This window comes from Sphingomonas kyeonggiensis (assembly GCF_014204495.1).
Taxonomy (GTDB): domain Bacteria; phylum Pseudomonadota; class Alphaproteobacteria; order Sphingomonadales; family Sphingomonadaceae; genus Sphingomonas; species Sphingomonas kyeonggiensis_A.
Window position 1 is genome coordinate 247,375 of record NZ_JACHLN010000002.1, and the last position, 20,124, is coordinate 267,498.

Below are 20,124 nucleotides of genomic sequence, written 5' to 3' on the forward strand. Positions count from 1 at the left end.
CGTGGCCGTTTTCGCGTGCCTGTGTGAAGAAAGCGTTCAGGCGTCGACCTTGATCACGCCGCGGCGGATCTGGTCTAGCTCGATGGATTCGAACAGCGCCTGGAAGTTGCCGTTGCCGAAGCCTTCATTGCCCTTGCGCTGGATGATCTCGAAGAAGATCGGGCCGAACATGTTCTCGGTGAAGATCTGCAGCAGAATACCCTCGTCGCCGACATTGCCGTCGATCAGGATGCGGTTCTTGCGCAGGCGCTCGAGATCCTCGCCGTGCCCGGGGACGCGCTTGTCGACCAGCTCGTAATAGGTCTCGATCGTGTCCTGCAGCTTGACCCCGCGGGCGCGCAGCCGCTCGACCGTGTCGAAGATGTCCGGGGTGGTCAGCGCGAGGTGCTGGATGCCTTCGCCCTTATACTCGCGGATGAACTCCTCGATCTGGCTCTTGTCGTCCTGGCTCTCGTTCAGCGGGATGCGGATCGCCTTGTCGGGCGCGATCATCGCCTGGCTGAACAAGCCCGTAGCCTGGCCCTTGATGTCGAAATACTTCTGCTCCTCGAAGGCGAAGAGCGTCTTGTAGAACTCCGACCACACCCGCATCTGGCCGCGGCGGACATTGTGGGTGAGGTGGTCGAGCAGGTCGAGCCCGACATTGTTCTCGGCCTCGGCGGCTTCCCAGCCGTCGAACGCCGCCCAGTCGGCATAGAGATCGGTGCCGTCCTGGATGAAATAGAGATACGAGCCGCCAATGCCCTGGATGACGGTGTCGTCTTCCTCGGTCGGCTTGGCGCCGTGCGCGAGCGCCCATTCCATCGCCTTGGCCGGATCGGCGACGCGGAAGGCCATCGCGCTGGCCGAGGGGCCGTGCTCGCCGCGGAACGCCGCCACGCGGCCGGCCTCGTCGCGGTTGAGCATCAGGTTGATGCGGCCCTGCTTGTAGCGGGTGATGTTCTTGGTCGGATGCCGATGCGTCGGCACGAAGCCGAGCTGCTCGAACTGCTTCCCCATCGCCTCGGGATCGGGCGAGGTGAATTCGACGAATTCGAAGCCGTTGAGGCCGAGCGGATTTGCGGGATCGGTCATGGGGCACGCTCCAAGATTATGGGCGTGCGCTAGTCCGATGCGGAGGTAGTGTCAATTGATACTAGTTGGGTCGAGTTCCGTATCCGTCATGCTGAACTTGTTTCAGCATCCAACGCTCCCCAGGCGATATCCGCTGTGGCGCGTTGGACCCTGAAACAAGTTCAGGGTGACGGTGGGTGTTGCGATGGTGGCTGGGCCTAAAGCCCTTCGCCGCCGACCCAGTGTGCGTTGGAGAGCCGCCGGGCGACGCTCCAGGTCTGGGTGCGGATATCGGGCACCGCGACGATTTCCCAGAAGGCGCCGCGGGTCATCGGGCCGAGCGCGTAGAGATTGCCGTTGGGGCCGCCAGCGGCGTTGATTGTCTGGCCCTGGTTGTCGACATCGATGCCGAGATGCGCCGCATCCGGGCGGATCATGCCGCGCGCCGCGAGCTTCTGGAGCAGCGGCTCCTCGGTGCGGTTGAGATCGCCCAGCGGGCCGGTGCAGTTGATGATGCGCTGGACCGTCATGGTCTCGGCCGCATCGGCACCGCGGCGGCGCAGCGTGACCTCGATGCCCTCGGGCTTTTCCTCGAAGCCGAGCGTCTTGCCGGCGATCACCTCGAGCTGGCCGCGCTCGATCACCGCCATCAGCCGGGCATAAACCTCGGGGGCAAGGCGGTGGCGATGCACGTCCCACCAGGGACGGAGATGGCGCAGGAAGCGGCCGCGCTCAGCTTCGCTGGCATTGCCCCACATCGCCTGGGTGAAGGGACGCAGCTCGTCGACCGCGTTGCGCCAGCCGATCTCCTCGCCGCGGTTGCGGACGGCCTGGAGCAGGCGCGAGGCGTTGGTGGCGGGGCGTTCCTGCAGCTTCTTCCAATCGCTGCCCGGGGCGTGGCTGCGCGGCAGCAGGCCACGGCGGGAGAGGGCGACGATCTTGCCCTGGAAGCCGCGCGCATCGAGCAGCAGCACGACGTCGATCATCGTCAGGCCGGTGCCGATCACCAGCACGGTATCGTCGGGGCCGAGACCCTCCGGCACGCTCGCGTCCCAGGGATTACCCTTGTAGCGGCTGCCCGACAGCGCCTCGGGATCGAGGCCGGGCGGATCGTGCGGCGGCAGGTTGCCGACCGCGAGCACGGCGGCATCGGCTTCGATCGTCTGGCCCTTGAGGCGCACGGTCACGCCATCGGCGAACTCCAGGTCCTCGACTTCGTCGCGCACCAGCCTGAGCCGGTCGGGATGGTCGAGCAGCGCAGCGTCGAGCAGCTCGCGCAGATATTCGCCGTACGTGACGCGGGGGATGAAGGCGGTCGCCGCATTCTCCACGCCGCGCGCTTCGAGCCAGCGGACGAAGTGCGAGGGATCGTCCGGAAAGGCGCTCATATTGGCGGCGCGGACGTTCAGCACATGGCTGGGATGCGCGGCGCCATAGGCGAGGCCGAGGCCGGCCACCGGTGCGCGTTCGATCAGGGTTGCGCGGGGGCCTTCGTGGCGGAGCAGGTTGATCGCCTGCAACGTACCCGAAAAGCCCGCGCCGATAATGGCGACGTGCTCGATCATGTCAGGCGGTCCCCCCGCTCAGATTTCGTATTCGATCTGCCACTCGGGCTGCTGATGCGCGAGCGGCTTGGCGTTCATGCCCGGCTGGCGCGCCATCATCTGCGCATAGAGGCGCTTCACGGCGTCGCTGGCGGTGCGGGCGAACAGCGAGGGAAAGATCGAATGGACGACGCAGGCAGCGCCACCGACGATCATGGTGAAGCCGAATCGCGCGGCGGTTGCGGCATGCTCGCCATAGGTCTCGCCGACGGCGCGCGGGTGGGAGAGGAAAAAGCGCTCGAACATGGGGCGGACTCTACCGCGCTGCGGCGAAGCTGTGAAGTACAGCTTTTGCGATCCCAAGCTGGGCTTTGGGCGGAAAGAGCTTGCCGTGGTGCGCGGCATCGCCGAACCTGTCGGCGAGGCGTGCCGGAGAGCGCGCGAAGCGACGGGGGTTCCAACTGCGGCAGGACTGTGGTTGGTTAGCGCTAACAATATAAGGGGAAGATAGCTTGAGCCAGGATCTGACGTCCGACACCCCGTCGGCGCCCGAGGGCGATCATCACACAGCCACGAAGAACGAGAAGATGGTGATCGCGGCATCGTCGCTGGGCACCGTGTTCGAGTGGTACGACTTCTACCTCTACGGCCTGCTGGCGACGACGATCTCGGCGCAGTTCTTCGCCGGGGTGAACGACACCACCGCCTTCATCTTCGCGCTCGCCGCCTTCGCCGCCGGGTTCGCGGTGCGGCCGTTCGGCGCGCTGGTGTTCGGGCGGATCGGCGACCTGGTCGGGCGCAAGAATACCTTCCTGGTGACGATGGGCATCATGGGCGGATCGACCTTCGCGGTGGGCCTGCTCCCCAATTTCGCGACCGCCGGCGTCGCCGCGCCGATCCTGCTGGTGACGCTGCGCGTGCTGCAGGGGCTGGCGCTGGGCGGCCAATATGGCGGTGCGGCCACCTATGTCGCCGAGCATGCGCCCAACCATAAGCGCGGGCTCTATACGAGCTGGATCCAGACCACCGCGACGCTGGGCTTGTTCGCCTCGCTGCTGGTGGTGATCGGGACGCGCTCGGCGCTGGGCGAGGAAGCCTTTGCCAGCTGGGGCTGGCGCGTGCCGTTCCTGGCCTCGATCCTGCTGCTCGGCGTATCGCTCTGGGTGCGGCTGCAGCTCAACGAGAGCCCGGTCTATGCCCGGATGAAGGCAACCGGCAACGTCTCCAAGGCGCCGCTGACCGAGGCGTTCCTGCGCTGGGGCAATCTGCGCATCGTGCTGATCGCGCTGTTCGGTGCGGTCGTCGGCCAGGCGGTGGTCTGGTACACGGGGCAGTTCTACGCGCTGTTCTTCCTCGAGAAGACGCTCAAGGTCGACGGGATGACGGCGAACGTGCTGATCGCCGTCGCGCTGGCATTGGGCACGCCGTTCTTCGTGTTCTTCGGCTGGCTCTCGGACAAGATCGGGCGCAAGCCGATCATCCTGGCGGGCTGCCTGCTCGCCTCGATCAGCTATTTCCCGCTGTTCCACGCGCTGACCCAGGCCGCCAACCCGGCCCTGGCCGAGGCGCAGGCGAAGGCACCGATCACGGTCACCGCCGATCCCGCCGAATGCTCGTTCCAGTTCGACCCCGTCGGCAAGAACAAGTTCGACGGTTCGGGTTGCGACATCGCCAAGGCCTGGCTGGCGAAGGCTGGTGTGAACTATCATAACAAGGCAGCGCCGGCAGGCAGCACCGCGGTGGTGCAGATCGGTGACAAGGCGATCACGGCCTATGATCCGCGCAAGGATCCGGTGGCCGACAAGGCCGCGCACGGCATCGCGATCGCCGACTTCCAGGACGCGATGAAGGCTGCGTTCAGCGAGGCCGGATATCCCGCCAAGGCGGATGATGCCCGGATCAACAAGCCGCTGGTGATCGCGATCCTGTTCGCGCTCGTGCTGCTGGTGACCATGGTCTATGGCCCGATCGCCGGCATGCTCGTCGAGCTGTTCCCGAGCCGGATCCGCTACACCTCGATGTCGCTACCCTATCATCTGGGCAATGGCTGGTTCGGCGGCTTCCTGCCGGCGACCGCCTTCGCGATGGTCGCGGCGACCGGGGATATCTATTACGGGCTCTGGTATCCGGTGGTGGCCGCGGCCTGCACCTTCATCCTCGGCCTGTTGCTGCTCCCCGAGACCTTCAAGAAGAAGATCGAGGATTGACGGTAGAAACCGTTCGCGCGTGGCTTGCCGAACATGCGCCCGATCTCAAGCTGATCGAGCAATCGGCAAGCACCGCGACGGTGGCGGAAGCGGCGGCGACGCTCGGGGTGGAGCCCGGGCGCATCGCCAAGACGCTGGCGCTGCGGGTGGGCGATGCGGTGTTGCTCGTCGTCGCCCGCGGCGATGCCCGGCTCGACAATGCCAGGACCAAGGCGGCGTTCGGTGGCCGGGCATCGATGCTCGGCGCGGAGGCGGCGGAAGCGCTGACCGGGCATCCGGTGGGCGGCGTCTGCCCCTTCGGGCTGGCGACGCCGCTGCCGGTCTATTGCGATGTGTCGATCCGCGGCTTCGTCACGGTGTTCCCGGCGGCGGGGTCGCGCACGGCATCGGTGGAAGTCGAGCCCGAGCGGCTGGCCGGGCTGGTCTCGCAACGCTGGGTGGACGTCTGCAAGCTGGCCTGAGGCCTGCTCAGAGTTTGTGAGACAAGGTGTCGCTGTTCCCCGGCGAAGGCCGGGGTCCAGCTTCGGCGCACCTGGTTGGGCTCAGGAGCCTCTCCTATGGCACTGCAACTGGGCCCCGGCCTTCGCCGGGGAGCAGCTTTCTCGAAGCGCGCTGCTATTTCGACTTGGTCGACCCCTCCCAGGCCGGGGTCGGCTTGCGATAGTCGAGCGCCGGCGTGCGGGTGCCGAGCAGCGCGTTGTACTTGAAGTCCGGGCCCCGCGCCTTGTCGAGCTCGGCGCGGGCTTCCTTCAGGACCTCGGGCGAGAGGAACAGGTCCGCGCCGGTCAGCGCGATCGTCTTGGCGGCGACGGTGGCGCCCTTGATGCCGATCGACGAGCCCGAGGCGGCGACCGCCTGCCAGCTGTGCGCCGGGGTGCCGGGCACCCAGGTCGCGGTGCTGAGGCCGATCGTCGGCACGGTCCAGCTGATGTCGGAGACGTCGGTCGAGCCGCCGCCGTCCGGGCCGCGTTCGCGCGAGCTGGTCTGCCTGACGCTGTCGAGCGACTTCTGCGTCGGCAGGCTCTTTTGCAGCTCGGTCGCCCAGGCGATTTCCTCGGGCGTCCAGGTCTCGCCGCCGACCGCGTTGAGGTTGCTGCTCATGACCTTGGCGAGCGTCTCGCTGGCGAGCATCGAATAGACGCCGCCGGTGATCTCGTAGTCGACCGTGGTGCCGGTTGCCATCGCCGAGCCCTCGGCCGCCTTGACCACGCGGCCCCATACGTCGCGGACGATCAGCGGATCGACGTTGCGGACATAGTAATAGCTCTCGGCGAAGTCGGGCACGACGTTCGGGGCTTCGCCGCCGGCGGTGATGATGTTGTGGATGCGCGTCGAGGACGGGATGTGCTCGCGCATGAAGTTGACCGCGACGTCCATCACTTCGACGCCGTCGAGCGCCGAGCGGCCCTTGTCGGGCGAGGCGGCGGCATGGGCGCTGACGCCGTGGAAGCGGAACTTGCCCGAGATGTTGGCCATGCTCTTGCCGGTGGAGACGCCATTGGCGTCGCCGGGGTGCCAGTGGAGCACGGCGGAGACATCGTCGAACAGCCCGGCGCGGACGAGATAGACCTTGCCCGAGCCGCCTTCCTCGGCCGGCGAGCCATAGACGCGCAGCTCGCCCTGGACCTTGTTGGCGATCATCCATTCCCGAATCGCAATCGCGGCCTCGACGCTGGCGGCGCCGAACAGGTTATGGCCGCAGCCATGGCCGGCGGCCTTGCCGGCAATCGCGGTCTTGGTGGGGGCATTGGTCTGGGCGAGGCCGGGCAGGGCGTCATATTCGGCGAGGATGCCGATCACCGGGCCGTTGCCCTGCTTGAAGCTCGCGACGAAGGCGGTGGGCATGCCGGCGACGCCCGGCGTGACCGCGAAACCCGCCTTCTTGAGCCGGGCCTGGAGCAGGGCGGAGGACTTGCTCTCCTGATAGCCGACTTCGGACCAGCCCCAGATCGCCCTGGCGGTGCTCTCCAGTTCGGGTGCGCGCTTGTCGATGCCCGACAGGATCGCGCCGCGCTGCGCCTCGGGCACGGCCTGGGCGTGGGCGGAAAGCGGCGCGAACATGCTCGCCAGCAGCAGCGCGGTCCTGATCTTCATATCCTGCATTCTCCCCTTATTTCGCGCCGACAGCCGCGGCATCGGGACGGCGCGTGTCGGCCGACCCCAGGAACTTGTCACCTTCGACCATGATCGACTGGACCGATCCCATGGTGTTCGAGCTGCGTACCTTGTGCCCCTTTGCCTCGAGCAGGGGAATGATGTCCGGCGAGAAGCCTTCCTCCAGCTCGATCGGGCCGTCGCCCCCCGACTGGTTGATGCGCGGGCGCTCGGCGGCTTCGGCGACGTTGAGGCGGTGGTCGATGACGTTGGACAGCATCTGCACCATCGTCGCGATGATGTAGCCGCCGCCCGGCGTGCCGGTGACCAGCCAGGGCTTGTCGTCCTTGAACACGATCATCGGGGTGATCGTCGAGCCGACGCGCTTGCCGGGAACCGGCTGGGTCGCCTTGCTGTCCGGGCCGCTGCGGCCCCAGGCTAGGTTGCCGAGCGAGTTGTTGAGCAGGATGCCGGTGCCAGGCGCGACGACATGCGCGCCATAGGAGGCGGAGAGCGTGTAGGTGTTGCTCACCGCATTGCCGGCCGCGTCCACCACGGAGAAGTGCGTCGTGTCCTTGCTTTCCCACGGATAGGGATTGCCGTCGGGCAGGGTCTTCGCGTCGAGCGACGAGGCGGCCTGGATCAGCTTCGCGCGCTCGGCGGCGTATTCCTTGCTCGCCAGGCCCTTGGCGGGCGTCCGCCAGTCCGGGCCGCCGCCGATCAGCTTGCGGTCCGCCCAGACGATCTTGAGCGTCTCGGCAAGGAGATGGAGGTTGGCGACGCTGCCCCAACGCTGCTCGCGCACCGGGAAGCGCTCGAGGATGTTCATTGCCTCGGCGACGCTCACGCCCGAGGCGGTGGGCGGCATGTATGCGATCGGCATGCCGCGGTAGCTCGACCAGATCGGCTCGGAGATCACCGGCTGGTAGGCGGCGAGATCCTGCTCGTCGATCACGCCGCCGCCGGCCTTCATGCCCGCGGCGATCTTCCGGGCGATCGCGCCGGTGTAGAAGCCATCGCGCCCCTTGGCGGCGATCAGCTGCAGCGTTGCGGCGAGCTCGGGCTGCTTCCAGCGCTCGCCGGGGGCATAGGCGCTGCCGTCGGGCTTGAAGAAGACGGCGAGGGCGGCCGCATCGTCATGCATCGCCTTCTTCTGGTCGGCGTTCGCCTGCGCTTCGTCGTCCGACAGGATCACGCCGTCGCGGGCCATGGCGATGGCCGGGGCGATCAGCGTACCCCAGGGCAGCGCGCCGAAGCGCTTGTGCGCTTCCCACAGCCCGGCGACGGTGCCGGGGATCGCCACGCCCTTCATCGAGTAGCCCTTGGCGGCATCGAACTTGCCGTTGGCGCCGAGCAGCAGGTCGGGCGTCGTGTTGCGCGACGCCTGGCCATAATAGTCGATCGCGATCGTCTGGGCGGGCTTGCCGTCCTTCGGTGCCATGTGGATCAGCATATAGCCGCCGCCGCCGACATTGCCGGCGCGCGGCAGCGTGACGGCGAGTGCGAAGGCAGTGGCGACCGCGGCATCGACCGCATTGCCGCCCTTGCGCAGGATCGCCGCGCCGATATCGGCCGCGATCCTGTTCTGGCTGACGACCATGCCGCCGCGCCCGATCACGGGCTTGTGGATCTGGTCATAGGCGACGATGTCGCCGCCGGAGACGCGCTGCGTGGCGGGCGCCTCCGGGGCTTCCTGGGCGAAGGCCGGCGTCGCGAGCGACGCCAGCGCGAGGATCAGGGCGATCCGCATCAGAAGCTCGCCCGCATGTTGGCATACCAGTAGCGGCCATAGGGGCTGTAGAGCGAGCCGAGGAAGCCGCCCGAGCTGAGCGGCGGCGCTTCGTTGGTGAGGTTGCGCACGCCGATGCGCAGCCGGTAGCGGCCGCCGTCGCTGCGCTTGCCCACCGTGACCTGGCCATAGAGGTTGAAGGTCATCCGGTCCTCGATCAGCCAGGCGGCGCCGGCGGAATCGAGCAGGCCGGTGTCATCCACGTCGCTGGTGTACTGGGTGAAGCCGCCGATCTGGAACGGACCCTTCTCCCAGGTGATCGAGCCGGTGACCTTCCAGCGCGGCTTGCCGTTCTGGCGGACGAGATCGCCGGCATCGGCGATGTTGGTGCCGGCGTTGATCGTCCCCGCGGTACGCGCGGCGATCAGGTTCTGGATCGGCGGCGAAGGCTCGAGGAAGAACTTGTCGAGATAGGCGGCATTGGCGTTGAGCGTGATCTTGCCGGCGCCGAAATCGGGCAGGCGCCAGTTCATGCTGAGGTCGACGCCGGCCGCTTCCTGCGGCAGCAGGTTGACGTACTTGTCGTTGACGTAGAGCACGCGGCCCACCGGGGTCAGACCCGAGCCGGCGAACAGCGCGTTGTCCTCGGCAGTGGGCGCGGCGCGGATGACGTTGGGATCGCTCGATCCCTGCACGCGCAGCAGATAGTCGTTGATCAGCGCATTGCCCTCACCGAACAGGCCGACAATGCCCTTCTGGTCGACATGCCAGTAATCGGCGGTGAAGGTGATCCGGCCGATCGTGGAATCGAGGAAGTGCGGCTCCAGCACGATGCCCGCCGTCCAGGTCTTGGACTGTTCGGGCTTCAGGTCCGGATTGCCCGAACGCCGCGCGGTGGTGGCGAAGCCCTGCGAGCAATTGGCGAAGCTTGAGATCGCGCCGGTGCGCAGCTGCGCCTCGCAGCGGACATAGTCGGTGCGGGTGTTCGAGCGGGTGACCAGGGTGGCGTTGATCTGCTCGAGGTTCGGCGCCTTGAAGCCCTCGGCATAGGAGCCGCGCACGCGGATGCCGCGGACGATGTCCCAGGCCGCGGCGATCTTCGGCTTGGCGACCGAGCCGACGTCCGAATAATGCTCGAAGCGGCCGGCGAGCTGGAGCTCGATGTTGCGGATCAGCGGGATATGCATGTCCGGCGAGATCACCGGCACCGCCAGTTCCATATAGGCCGCGGCGACGGTGCGACGGCCGCTCGTGTCGGGCGAGGGGCTGGTGCCGATCAGGTCGGAGCCGTTGACCGCGCCGGTGATCGAGTCCGTGAACTGGATCGTGCCGTCGACACGCCCGTCGCGGTCGTCATTCTGGGTCTCGCGGCGTACTTCGCCGCCGATCGCCATGCCGACATTGCCGCCGGGCAGGCTGATCAGGTTGGTGGTCGAGCCCTTGATATCCCACATCGCCAGCGTCGACTTGCTGATGCGGGTGGTCTTCACCTTGACCGCGTTGATCGCGGCCAGGCTGCTCGGCACATTGTCCGAACCACTCGGCGGGGTGAGGCCGCTGCCGTTGAACGGGTTGTACGCGTCCGGCGTGGTCAGGTTGATCTGCCGCTGGAGCAGGGTCTGGCTGATGCCGTCGGAGGTGTCCCGCACCCGTGCTTCCGAATAGACCGCCGCGCTTTCCCACTGCAGGCCCAGCACGTTGAAGCGCACGCCGCCGAGCAGGCGGAACTGGGTGTTGAGCACATCGACATGGTTCGGGCCGACATCGGCGAAATTGTAGCTCGACAGGGTGATCGCCTGGCCCGCGGCGGCGGCGTTGATGCCGGGCAGGCGGTTGGCGCTGCCGGTGGGGCCGAAGGGATTGTAATAGGCGTTGGCGGCGATAGTCAGCGGGCCGGAGGACAGCGTGCCGGTCGAGGCCTGGGTGCTGTTGCTCTTGCCGTTGTAATAGCCGGCCTCGCCGAACAGCTCGACACCGCCGCCCAGCTCGTAATGCCCGTTCATGAACAGGTTGATGCGGCGGATGTTCGGCGTGACGTTGGTGTTGAAGGCGAGCGGCGCGTCGAAGCGCAGCTCGCGGATGCCGGCCGTCGAGCTGGTGCCGGTGGCGACGCAGTTGGTGCCGTTGATGATGCCGGCATTGCCCGCCGGGCAGCCGGTGAAGCTGGTCGGCTGGATGTGGAACTGGCCCGAGGTGTTGGTGAGCGCGGTCGTGCCCTGGCGGACGACGACGTTGCCGACGGTCTGGAACGAGCCCCAGGGCGTGATCGTCGAGCGACCGTCGAGCGAGGTCGAGCCGGCGAAGCGCGTGTCGGCGAACAGCGCGCGCAGGTCGTTGGTGCGGGTATAGTCGAAGTCGTTCGCCATCACGCCCTGGCGCTTGTCGTAGCTGGCGAACAGGGTGATGTTGCCGCGATCGCCCAGGTTGCGCCCGGCGAGCAGGTGGGTGTTGGTCTCGAACAGTTGCGAACCTTCGCCCCAGCCGACCTGACCTTCGAGTTCGACGCCGTTATAGTCGGTCTTGAGCACGGTGTTGACCACGCCGGCGACCGCGTCCGAGCCGTAGATGGCGGCGGCGCCGTCGCGCAGCACTTCCATGCGCTCCAGGCCGAAGACCGGGATGGCATTGGTGTTGACGGTGAGCACCGGCACGAGATTGTCGTCGGCGCGGCTGGTCGGGTGGTTCACGACGCGGCGGCCGTTGAGCAGCACCAGCGTGTTGCCGACGCCGAGGTTGCGCAGGTTGATCGAGCCGACGTCACCGCGCGCCGAGTTCGAGCTGTTCGGCAGGTAGGAGCTGTTGAAGCTGACGTCGCCGAGCTGCGGGATCGAGCGGAACAGCTCGTCGCCCGAGGTGGCGCCGGTCGCGCCGATCTGGGCTTCGTCGACCACAGTGACGGGGAGGGCGGCGGTCACCTTGCTGCCGCGGATCTGCGAGCCGACCACGACGATCTCGGCCGGGGGAGGACCGTCGCCATTGACGGCCTGCTCAACCGCGCTGGTCTCGGCCGAGGCCTGCTGGTCCCCGCTCGGCGTAGGGGTGGGCGCGTCCTGGTAGAGCGCGACCGGGCGGGCGGTGGCGGGCACGTCGCTGCGCGGCATCACCCGGACGCTGTTGGGGCCGGTGAAGCGATAGGTGTAGCGGCTGTTGGCGAGCAGCAGCTCGAGCGCGTCACCCACCGTGTAGCGGCCATCGAGGCGCGGCGCCTTGAGGCGGGCGATCGCCGGATCGGTGAAGACCAGCTGCACGCCGGTCTGCTGCGCGACCTGCATCAGCGCGGTATCAAGGCGGCCGCCGGCGAAATGGATTTCGTGGCGCAGCGTCTCGCGGGCCTGGGCGCCGGCGGGAACCGCGGCGAAGACGGCGACGGTGGCGAGAAGCAACTGGCGTGTGTTCATGATTATCGACCCCCCTGAATCGATGCCTGGACGCGGCAATCACGGTTTATGACGCTGGTGCGACACACACGCGAACCGGAACGGATCAATTTTTTTCGAGTGTTGCGCGCTTGCACGGTTCGCCTTTGCGATAATGGCGCGTCATGGCAGGAGGAAAGCGCGCATTCGCGCAATTGGGGGAGGCGCGGAATTGTCCGCCGGACGATCGGAAATGCAGCGGGTGCCGCAGGGCGAGGAAGGCGCGTTCGACGCCTATCGTGCCGCGTTGCGGGCATTCGTCGCGCGGCGGATCGACAACCCTTCCGAGGTCGACGACCTGGTGCAGGAAGCCTGCGCCCGGCTGGTCGCCAGCGCGCGTGAGCGGACGGTCGACGAGCCGCAGGCCTATCTGTTCCGCATCGCCGCGAACCTGATCGCCGATCGCCACCGCCGCGCGCTGCCGGTGGTGCCGCTGGGGCCGGAGATCCACCCGCCGGTGCGTCCGGTGCAGGAAGATCGCCGCCGGGTGGCCGATCTCCAGTCCGCGCTCGAGGGGGCGCTGGCGGAATTGTCGCCGCGTTGCCGCGAGGTGTTCGTGATGCGCCGCTTCGACGAGCGCGGCACCGGCGAGATCGCGCGCGAGCTCGGCATCTCGCCGCGCATGGTGCAGAAGCACCTCAACCACGCGGTCGCGCATCTCTACGATCGGCTTGCGCATCTCATGGAGCGCGGAGCATGAGCGAGCGCGATCTCGGCAAGCGCGCGCCCGCAGTGTTCGAGGCGTTCCTGGATGGGCGCGAAGGTGACCTTCATCCGGCGGATCGCGCCGAAGCATCGGAATTCTGGAACTGGCTTGGCGAGTTCGAACGGCCCGGCCCGGTGCCCGTGCCGATACGCCAGCGGCCGGTGTGGATCGGCCGGGCCATCGCGGCGAGCGTCGCGGTGCTGCTCGCGTTCGGCGGAACGCTCTGGATGACGCATCCGCAGCCCACCCATGAGACGGTGCAGAGCATCGCGACCGGCCATGCCGAGCGTCGCCGCATTGCTTTCAGCGACGGGTCGGTGGTGACGCTCGCGGCCGACAGCCGGGTGGACGTCGCCTATGTCGCGAAGGAACGCCGCTTGCGGCTGGTCGCGGGCGAGGCGCTGTTCAAGGTCGCGCATGACAAGAGCCGCCCTTTCGTGGTCGAGACCCGGCACGGCGAAGTGATCGCGGTCGGCACGATGTTCGACGTCAGCGTCGGCAGGCGCGAAGCCGAGGTGACGGTGGTCGAGGGCGTGGTGCGGGTTGCCCTGTCCGAACCCGGCCGGCCGGGCGCTGCGGAGCCGATCGAGAAACTGGCGCACAAGGGTGAGCGCCTGTCCTTCGGTATCGCCAAGGGCACGAGCGGCGATACCGGCTTCATCCGCCAGGCAGCCGACATCGATGCGGACAGCGCGGTTGCCTGGACGCGCGGGCGGCTGGTCTTCCAGGGCGAGCCGCTGAGCGAAGTGATCGAGGAAGTGAACCGCTATTCGCGCGACCGGCTGGTACTGGCCGATCCCAAGGCGGGATCGGTGCGCGTCTATGGCGTGATCAACCAGGGCGACACCGCCGCGATCCGCGATCTGGTCGCCAATCCCGGTGCAGTCGCGGTCGAGCCGCGCGAGCCCTGATCGGGCCTTACGCCGGTGCCGTGATGTGTTAAGGGAGCGGCGATGCGTGCGTTGCTGCCCTTCCTTGCCTGTCTGATGCTGGTGCTCACCAGCCTGACCTCGATCGCGCATGCGACCGAGGCACCGGACGGTGGCGTGTCGACGGCGGAAATGGCCGCCTGGCACGCGCCGGGGGATGCCGACGAAGTGCAGGGCGATCCGGACAAGGATACGCCGCACCACCATTCGATCTGCCACGGTCATGACCTTGCGGCCTCCGCGAAGGTGCCAGCGGCGCCGGTTGCGTACCGCCCGTTGGGAATGCTGCGCCCGGCTGTGACCGCCGTGCTGGTCGCGCGGATGACCGATACGCCGCTTCGGCCACCCATCGCCTGACAGCGACTGCCCGCGCCTGTGCGGCGCGTCTGTCCCTGTCAGGAGTTTTCAAGAATGAACCGAATTGCAGCGGCGCTTTGCGTCGCGACGCTCGTTGTCGGTTGCGGCAAGCCCGCGCCCGAGCCCGAGAAGGAAGCCGCCGAGGCGCATGGCGATGGCGCGATCACGCTCACCGCCGAACAGATCGCAGCGGCCAACATCACGCTTGCCCGGCCCGGTCGCGCAGGCGCCGGTGCGGCGATCGAAGCGCCCGCGCTGATCGAGAGCGATCCCGATGCCACGCGCGTTGTGGCGGCACCGCTCGAGGGGCGCGTCGTCTCGCTCACCCGTAACATCGGCGATCCGGTGCGGCGCGGCGACGTGCTCGCGGTGATCGAGAGCCGCGAGGCGGCGAACCTGCAGGCAGAGGTGGAGAAGGCACGCAGCCGCCTGACCCTGGCCAGTGCCACGCTGGCGCGCGACGAGGCGCTGTATGCGCGCGGCTTCCGCCCGCTGCGCGAAGTCGAGATATCGAAGGCCGCGCATGAGCAGGCGGCGACCGACCTGCGGCTTGCCCGCCAGCGCGTTTCCGCCTCGGGGGTGCGCGGCGGTTCGCTCAACCGCATCGTCATCACCGCGCCGATCTCGGGCCGGGTGGTGGCTCGCACTGCCTCGCTGGGACAGGTATTCGCCGCCGACGCGGCCGAGACCGAGCTGTTCCGCATCGCGGCGCTCGATCGCCTGAACGTGGCCCTGTCGATCGCCGCCGCCGATGCGGCGCGCGTTCGCGCGGGCGACACGATGGAAGTGACCGGCGCGGGGCGGATGGCGGTGGCGCGGGTGCGGCTCGTCTCGCCGGCGCTCGATCCGCAGACGCGGCTGGTGCGTGTGATCGCCGATCTCGACAACCGGCGCGGCCAGTGGCGTGTCGGCGAGCCGGTGCAGGCGCGCATTGCGATCGGCGGAGCGGGCAACGCGCCGCTGATGGTCCCCGCCACCGCGGTGCAGACGCTGGAGAACCGGCCGGTGCTGTTCGTCCGGACCGCGCAGGGCTTCCGGGTGGTGCCGGTCACGCTGGGTGCCCGTGACGGAGCGATGGTCGCGATCCTCTCGGGGATCTCCGGCGACGACCAGGTCGCGACGACCAATACCTTCACGCTCAAGGCCGAACTCGGCAAGGGCGAAGCGAGCCACGAGGACTGAGCATGATCGCCCGCATCACCAGCTGGGCGGTCGACAAGCGCTGGCTTGTCGTCCTGCTCTCCGCCATCGCCGCGATCGTCGGCGCCGCCGCCCTGTACCGGCTGCCGATCGACGCGGTGCCGGACATCACCAACAACCAGGTCCAGATCAACGTCCGCGCGCCCGCGCTCTCCACCGAGCTGGTCGAGAAGCAGGTCGCCTTCCCGATCGAGACGGCGCTGGCCGGGATTCCCGGCCTTGAATATACCCGCTCGCTCAACCGCAACGGCTTCGCCCAGGTCACCGCGGTCTTCTCCGACGCGACCGACATCTATTTCGCCCGCGCCCAGGTGAACGAGCGGCTGGGCGGGATCGACGATGCCTTGCCGCCCGGCGTGCGGCCCGAGATGGGGCCGATCGCGACCGGGCTGGGCGAAGTCTATATGTGGACCGTCCGGCTCGACCATCGCAAGGAAGACACGCACAAGCCCGGCGAGCCCGGCATGCAGCCCGATGGCAGCTACATCACCCCCGAGGGCGAGCGGCTGGCCAGCGAGACCGAGAAGGCGACCTATCTGCGTACCGCGCAGGACTGGATCGTGGCGCCCCTGCTCAAGAACGTACCGGGGCTGGCGGGCATCGACTCGATCGGTGGTTATGCCCGGCAATATCTGGTGGTGCCGGACGTGGCCAAGCTCGCCTCGCTCGGGCTGACGCTGACCGATCTCGCCACCGCGATCGAGCGCAACAACCTCAGCAGCGGCGGCGGCTCGATCGACCGGAATGGCGAGGGGCTGGCGGTGCGCGCCGATGCCCGGATCCGCAACGCGGCGGAGCTTGCCCGTGTCGTGGTCGCGAGCCGTGGCGGCGTGCCGATCACGCTCGACCAGGTAGCGACGGTGCGTACCGGGCAGGCGGTGCGGATGGGGTCGGCGTCCGAGAACGGTACCGAGGTCGTGGTTGGCACCGCGATCATGCGGATCGGCGAGAACAGCCGTACCGTGGCGACGGCGGTGGCGGACAAGCTCAAGTCGATCAACGCCTCGCTGCCGCCCGATGTCGTCGTCCAGCCGGTGCTGGACCGCACCGCGCTGGTCAACGCGACGATCCAGACGGTGGGACGCAACCTGGGCGAGGGCGCACTGCTGGTCATCGCGGTGCTGTTCCTGCTGCTGGGCAATTTCCGCGCGGCGCTGATCGCGGCGGCGGTGATTCCGGTGACGATGATGCTGACCGGCTTCGGCATGCTGCGCGTTGGCGTGTCGGCCAACCTGATGAGCCTGGGGGCGCTCGACTTCGGCCTGATCGTCGATGGCGCGGTGATCATCGTCGAGAATGCGCTGCGGCGGCTGGCCGAGCGCCAGCACGCGGCGGGGCGGCCGCTATCCGAGAGCGAGCGGCTCGAGACCGTGTCCGAGGCGGCGCGCGAGATGATCCGGCCCTCGGTCTATGGCCAGGCGATCATCATGCTCGTCTATGTGCCGTTGCTCACCCTGAGCGGGGTGGAGGGCAAGACCTTTGTCCCGATGGCGCTGACCGTGCTGATCGCGCTCGCCTGCGCCTTCATCCTGTCGCTCACCTTCGTGCCGGCTGCGATCGCGATCTGGCTGTCGAAGCGGGTGGAGGAGAAGGAAGGGCGGATCCTGGGCTGGCTGCGGCGACGCTACCAGCCGGGGCTCGGCCGGGCGATGGCACATCCCCGAATCACCCTGGGCGCGGCGCTGGCCAGCCTGGGCGTGGCGGCGCTGGCCTTCGTATCGCTCGGCCAGGTGTTCCTGCCGCAGCTGGACGAAGGCGACCTGCTGATCCAGGCCCTGCGCATCCCGGCGACGTCGGTGCAGCAGAGTCAGGCGATGCAGGTGCCGATCGAGCGGCTGGCCGCGCGCCAGCCCGAAGTGAAGTTCGCCTTCTCCAAGACCGGCACGGCGGAGCTGGCCTCCGATCCGATGCCGCCCAACGCCACCGACATGTTCGTGATCCTCAAGCCACGCGACCAGTGGCCCGACCCGGGCCTGTCCAAGGAAGCGCTGGTCGAGCGGCTGGAGGGGCAGCTCGCGAAGATCCCGGGCAATGCCTATGAGATCACCCAGCCGATCCAGATGCGCTTCAACGAGCTGATCGCCGGCGTGCGCGGCGACATCGCGGTGAAGGTGTTCGGCGACGACTTCTCGGCGATGAACGCGACCGCCGAGCGCATCGCGGCGATCCTGCGCGAGACGCGCGGGGCGACGGATGTGAAGGTGGAGCAGACCGGCGGGCTGCCCATGCTCGACATAAGGGTGAACCGCGATGCGATGGCCCGGCTCGGCGTCACCGCGCAGGACGTGCAGGACACGATCGAAGCGACGCTGGGCGGGCGCGTGGCGGGGATGATCTTCGAGGGCGATCGTCGCTTCCCGGTGGTGCTGCGCCTGTCCGAAGCGCAGCGCGGCGACTTCGAGGCACTGCGGCAGGTGCCTGTGCCGGTGGCCGCCGGCGGGTTCGTGCCGCTCTCCAGCGTGGCCGAGCTGGCGGTGGTCGACGGGCCCAACCAGATCAGCCGCGAGAATGGCAAGCGCCGGGTGGTGGTGCAGGCCAATGTGCGCGGGCGCGACGTGGGCGGCGTGGTCGCCGACGCGCAGGCGGCGGTGGCCCGAGAGGTGCGGTTGCCGCCGGGCAACTATCTGGAATGGGGCGGGCAATTCGAGAACCTTGCCGCCGCGAGCCAGAGGCTGGCGCTGGTGGTGCCCGCCTGTTTCGCGCTGATCCTGCTGCTGCTCTACGGGGCGCTGGGGTCGATCCGGGATGCCGCTATCGTGTTCACCGGCGTGCCGCTGGCGCTGGTCGGGGGTGCGCTCGCGCTGGCGCTGCGGGGTATGGACTTCTCGATCTCGGCGGCGGTGGGGTTCATCGCGCTGTCGGGCATCGCCGTGCTCAACGGGCTGGTGATGGTCTCGTCGATCCAGGACCTCGTCCGCTCGGGCATGGACCGGGTCGAGGCGGCGCGGGCCGGGGCGATGCAGCGACTGCGACCGGTGGTGATGACCGCGCTGGTCGCCAGCCTGGGTTTCGTGCCGATGGCGCTGGGGCACGGGGCCGGAGCCGAAGTGCAGAAGCCGGTCGCGACGGTGGTGATCGGCGGGCTGATCTCGGCGACGTTGCTCACCCTGTTCGTGCTGCCGACGCTCTATGCGCGCTTCGGGAAACCAGGGGCGAGCGAGGCGACATGAGGGGGCGGCGGCCGGGCTGCGTAAGGGATCGTGGCGGCGCTGGTGCCGCTGGCTGGAGACCCCCAGAATGCGTAGCCTGATTTCCGCCCTTGCCACCACCACCCTGATCGTCGCGGCGCCGGCGCTTGCCCATCCCAAGCTGCTCGCCTCGACCCCGGCGGCCAATGCCACGGTCAAGCCGCTGGCCAAGGTGGAGCTGTCCTTCTCCGAGGCGCTGGTGGCGCGGCTCTCGACCGCGCAGCTGGTGATGACCGGGATGCCGGGCATGGCCGACCACCCGGCGATGCCGATGCAGGGCCGGGTGGCGATCGGGCCGGACGGCAAGAGCCTGGTCGTCACCTTCGCGCGGCCGCTGGCGGCGGGGAGCTACAGGCTGAGCTACCAGGTCGTCTCCGCCGACACCCACAAGGTGGAAGGCGCGATCGAATTCAAGGTTCGCTAAGCTCTTGGAAGCGCTCGCCATCTCGGTTCGCTTCCTGCTCTATCTCGACCTGATGGCGCTGTTCGGGCTGGGGGCCTTCGGCCTCCACGCCCTGCGCCGGGACGAGCGGGTTTCGGGGGCGGTACTGCCGTTCAAGGCGCTGTTCCGGCTGACCGCCGGGCTGGGGCTGGGGCTCTCCCTGCTGGGGCTGGCGGGGCTGGTGGCGAGCCTTGGGGGCACCGGCCTGCTGGCTCCGGACCGCGAGGTGCTGGAGGCGGTGCTGTTCGGGATGAGCGGGGGGACGGCCTGGCTGGTGCGGGTGGCCGTGCTGGCCCTGGACCTCATGCTCGGACGGGGTGGCTTGCCCTTCGGCGCGGTCGCGCTGGCGAGCCTGGCCTGGGGCGGGCACGGGGCGGCGGGGAGCTGGCTGCAGCTGGGTGCCGACATCGCGCATCTGCTGGCCGCCGGCATCTGGATCGGCGCGTTGATCGCCATGGTGTGGCTGGCGGGGCGACCCAGGGAACAGGCCGATTTATGGCGCCTGCACAGGGTGTTGCGGGGCTTTTCGAGTACCGGAACGGCGGTGGTCGGGGTGCTGATCCTGACCGGGATCGTCAACCTGATCGCGGTGACGGGAGGGGCGCTTCCGGGCGCTCTCTATGGTACGCTGATCGTCGCTAAGGTTACGCTGTTCGGCCTCATGCTGGGGCTGGCCGCGGCCAATCGCTGGCGGCTGGTGCCGGGGTTCGAGACCGCCATGGCCGAGGGCGATTCCGGGAGGGTATTGGGGCGGTTGCGGGCCAGCCTGGCGATCGAGGCCGGGATCGGGGCTTCCATACTGCTGATCGTTGCCTGGCTTGGCACAGTTGATCCTTCCGGCCTCGGATAGTCGCACTTACCCCTTCGCCAGCGACTCCAGGATCGGGCAATCGGGCCGCGCGTCGCCGTGGCAGCGGCCCGCGAGATCCAGCAATGTGCGGCGCATCGCCTCCAGCGCCTCGGCCTTGCGGCGGAGCTCTTCCGCCCGGGCGGTGGCCAGCGCCTTGACCTCGGCGCTCGAGCGGGCGCGATCGTTCCACAGGTCGAGCAGCTTTCCGATCTCGTCGATCGGGAAGCCGAGATCGCGGGCATTGGCGATGAAACGGAGCCTGTGAACATCGGCGTCCGAATAGTCCCGATAGCCGCTTTCCCGGCGCGATGCGACCGGGATCAGGCCGATCTTCTCATAGTGGCGGATCATCCGCTGGGAGACGCCGCTCGCCTGTGCGGCCTGTCCGATGTTCATCGTACAATCCTTC

Annotated in this window: 16 protein-coding genes; 9 read left to right on the forward strand and 7 right to left on the reverse strand. The window is 68.3% G+C overall.

All coding sequences use genetic code 11. The features are described 5' to 3' along the window. Positions 1-36 precede the first annotated feature (36 nt). The 3 genes from hppD to HNP52_RS08835 form a co-directional block, all read right to left on the reverse strand. Positions 37-1,074: a 4-hydroxyphenylpyruvate dioxygenase gene (gene hppD, locus HNP52_RS08825; RefSeq protein ID WP_184165644.1), complete on the reverse strand. Its 1,038-nt coding sequence runs from the start codon at positions 1,072-1,074 to the stop codon at positions 37-39. Between the two features lie 197 nt (positions 1,075-1,271). Further along, a complete protein-coding gene (locus HNP52_RS08830) occupies positions 1,272-2,618 on the reverse strand; it encodes an FAD/NAD(P)-binding protein (protein ID WP_184165647.1) in 1,347 nt (448 codons plus the stop codon). Positions 2,619-2,636: 18 nt separating this feature from the next. After that, positions 2,637-2,903, reverse strand: coding sequence for a DUF6356 family protein (locus HNP52_RS08835; RefSeq protein WP_184165650.1), 267 nt, complete (start codon positions 2,901-2,903; stop codon positions 2,637-2,639). Between the two features lie 281 nt (positions 2,904-3,184). On the opposite strand from HNP52_RS08835, the gene HNP52_RS08840 reads away from it, so the two are divergent. Both HNP52_RS08840 and HNP52_RS08845 read left to right on the forward strand, forming a co-directional pair. Beyond that, the gene (locus tag HNP52_RS08840) at positions 3,185-4,804 is read left to right on the forward strand and encodes an MFS transporter (RefSeq protein ID WP_184168258.1); all 1,620 of its coding nucleotides are present in this window, start codon (positions 3,185-3,187) and stop codon (positions 4,802-4,804) included. After that, entirely contained in the window at positions 4,801-5,265 is a 465-nt protein-coding gene (locus tag HNP52_RS08845) for a YbaK/EbsC family protein (RefSeq protein ID WP_184165653.1), read from the forward strand. The genes HNP52_RS08840 and HNP52_RS08845 overlap by 4 nt, the downstream gene beginning before the upstream one ends. Before the next feature lie 154 nt (positions 5,266-5,419). Here the strand turns inward: HNP52_RS08845 and HNP52_RS08850 are convergent, their stop codons facing one another. The 3 genes from HNP52_RS08850 to HNP52_RS08860 are packed head-to-tail and all read right to left on the reverse strand — an operon-like array spanning position 5,420 to position 12,025. Beyond that, positions 5,420-6,898, reverse strand: coding sequence for an amidohydrolase (locus tag HNP52_RS08850; RefSeq protein ID WP_260396032.1), 1,479 nt, complete (start codon positions 6,896-6,898; stop codon positions 5,420-5,422). A gap of 16 nt (positions 6,899-6,914) precedes the next feature. Further along, a complete protein-coding gene (ggt, locus tag HNP52_RS08855; protein ID WP_184165659.1) occupies positions 6,915-8,648 on the reverse strand; it encodes a gamma-glutamyltransferase in 1,734 nt (577 codons plus the stop codon). Continuing rightward, the gene (locus HNP52_RS08860) at positions 8,648-12,025 is read right to left on the reverse strand and encodes a TonB-dependent receptor (protein WP_184165662.1); all 3,378 of its coding nucleotides are present in this window, start codon (positions 12,023-12,025) and stop codon (positions 8,648-8,650) included. Before HNP52_RS08860 ends, ggt begins: the two co-directional genes overlap by 1 nt. A 190-nt stretch (positions 12,026-12,215) precedes the next feature. Between HNP52_RS08860 and HNP52_RS08865 the strand changes: the two genes are divergently transcribed. From HNP52_RS08865 to copD, 7 genes are all read left to right on the forward strand, one after another. Continuing rightward, positions 12,216-12,743, forward strand: a complete 528-nt coding sequence (locus tag HNP52_RS08865) for an RNA polymerase sigma factor (protein ID WP_260396033.1) — start codon at positions 12,216-12,218, stop codon at positions 12,741-12,743. Continuing rightward, the gene (locus tag HNP52_RS08870; RefSeq protein WP_184165665.1) at positions 12,740-13,660 is read left to right on the forward strand and encodes a FecR family protein; all 921 of its coding nucleotides are present in this window, start codon (positions 12,740-12,742) and stop codon (positions 13,658-13,660) included. The genes HNP52_RS08865 and HNP52_RS08870 overlap by 4 nt, the downstream gene beginning before the upstream one ends. A gap of 42 nt (positions 13,661-13,702) precedes the next feature. Beyond that, positions 13,703-14,035, forward strand: coding sequence for a hypothetical protein (locus HNP52_RS08875; protein WP_184165667.1), 333 nt, complete (start codon positions 13,703-13,705; stop codon positions 14,033-14,035). A gap of 54 nt (positions 14,036-14,089) precedes the next feature. After that, the gene (locus HNP52_RS08880) at positions 14,090-15,217 is read left to right on the forward strand and encodes an efflux RND transporter periplasmic adaptor subunit (RefSeq protein ID WP_184165670.1); all 1,128 of its coding nucleotides are present in this window, start codon (positions 14,090-14,092) and stop codon (positions 15,215-15,217) included. Positions 15,218-15,219: 2 nt separating this feature from the next. After that, positions 15,220-18,405: an efflux RND transporter permease subunit gene (locus HNP52_RS08885; RefSeq protein ID WP_184165673.1), complete on the forward strand. Its 3,186-nt coding sequence runs from the start codon at positions 15,220-15,222 to the stop codon at positions 18,403-18,405. Positions 18,406-18,472: 67 nt separating this feature from the next. Next, complete coding sequence (gene copC, locus HNP52_RS08890; protein ID WP_184165676.1) at positions 18,473-18,847, forward strand: copper homeostasis periplasmic binding protein CopC; 375 nt, start codon at positions 18,473-18,475, stop codon at positions 18,845-18,847. A gap of 4 nt (positions 18,848-18,851) precedes the next feature. Then, the gene (gene copD, locus HNP52_RS08895) at positions 18,852-19,715 is read left to right on the forward strand and encodes a copper homeostasis membrane protein CopD (RefSeq protein WP_260396034.1); all 864 of its coding nucleotides are present in this window, start codon (positions 18,852-18,854) and stop codon (positions 19,713-19,715) included. Between the two features lie 6 nt (positions 19,716-19,721). Here copD and cueR read toward each other — a convergent pair whose 3' ends face one another. Beyond that, positions 19,722-20,111, reverse strand: a complete 390-nt coding sequence (gene cueR, locus HNP52_RS08900) for a Cu(I)-responsive transcriptional regulator (RefSeq protein ID WP_184165679.1) — start codon at positions 20,109-20,111, stop codon at positions 19,722-19,724. Between the last annotated feature and the right edge of the window lie 13 nt (positions 20,112-20,124).

Excerpts from the sequence above, each read along its gene's own strand:
- copC (WP_184165676.1), top strand. The coding sequence starts at position 18,473 with ATGCGTAGCCTGATTTCCGCCCTTGCCACCACCACCCTGATCGTCGCG.
- HNP52_RS08875 (WP_184165667.1), top strand. The coding sequence starts at position 13,703 with ATGCGTGCGTTGCTGCCCTTCCTTGCCTGTCTGATGCTGGTGCTCACC.
- HNP52_RS08880 (WP_184165670.1), top strand. The coding sequence starts at position 14,090 with ATGAACCGAATTGCAGCGGCGCTTTGCGTCGCGACGCTCGTTGTCGGT.
- ggt (WP_184165659.1), bottom strand. The coding sequence starts at position 8,648 with ATGCGGATCGCCCTGATCCTCGCGCTGGCGTCGCTCGCGACGCCGGCC.
- HNP52_RS08840 (WP_184168258.1), top strand. The coding sequence starts at position 3,185 with ATGGTGATCGCGGCATCGTCGCTGGGCACCGTGTTCGAGTGGTACGAC.
- HNP52_RS08885 (WP_184165673.1), top strand. The coding sequence starts at position 15,220 with ATGATCGCCCGCATCACCAGCTGGGCGGTCGACAAGCGCTGGCTTGTC.
- HNP52_RS08860 (WP_184165662.1), bottom strand. The coding sequence starts at position 12,025 with ATGAACACACGCCAGTTGCTTCTCGCCACCGTCGCCGTCTTCGCCGCG.
- HNP52_RS08835 (WP_184165650.1), bottom strand. The coding sequence starts at position 2,903 with ATGTTCGAGCGCTTTTTCCTCTCCCACCCGCGCGCCGTCGGCGAGACC.
- HNP52_RS08850 (WP_260396032.1), bottom strand. The coding sequence starts at position 6,898 with ATGAAGATCAGGACCGCGCTGCTGCTGGCGAGCATGTTCGCGCCGCTT.
- HNP52_RS08830 (WP_184165647.1), bottom strand. The coding sequence starts at position 2,618 with ATGATCGAGCACGTCGCCATTATCGGCGCGGGCTTTTCGGGTACGTTG.
- HNP52_RS08870 (WP_184165665.1), top strand. The coding sequence starts at position 12,740 with ATGAGCGAGCGCGATCTCGGCAAGCGCGCGCCCGCAGTGTTCGAGGCG.
- cueR (WP_184165679.1), bottom strand. The coding sequence starts at position 20,111 with ATGAACATCGGACAGGCCGCACAGGCGAGCGGCGTCTCCCAGCGGATG.
- hppD (WP_184165644.1), bottom strand. The coding sequence starts at position 1,074 with ATGACCGATCCCGCAAATCCGCTCGGCCTCAACGGCTTCGAATTCGTC.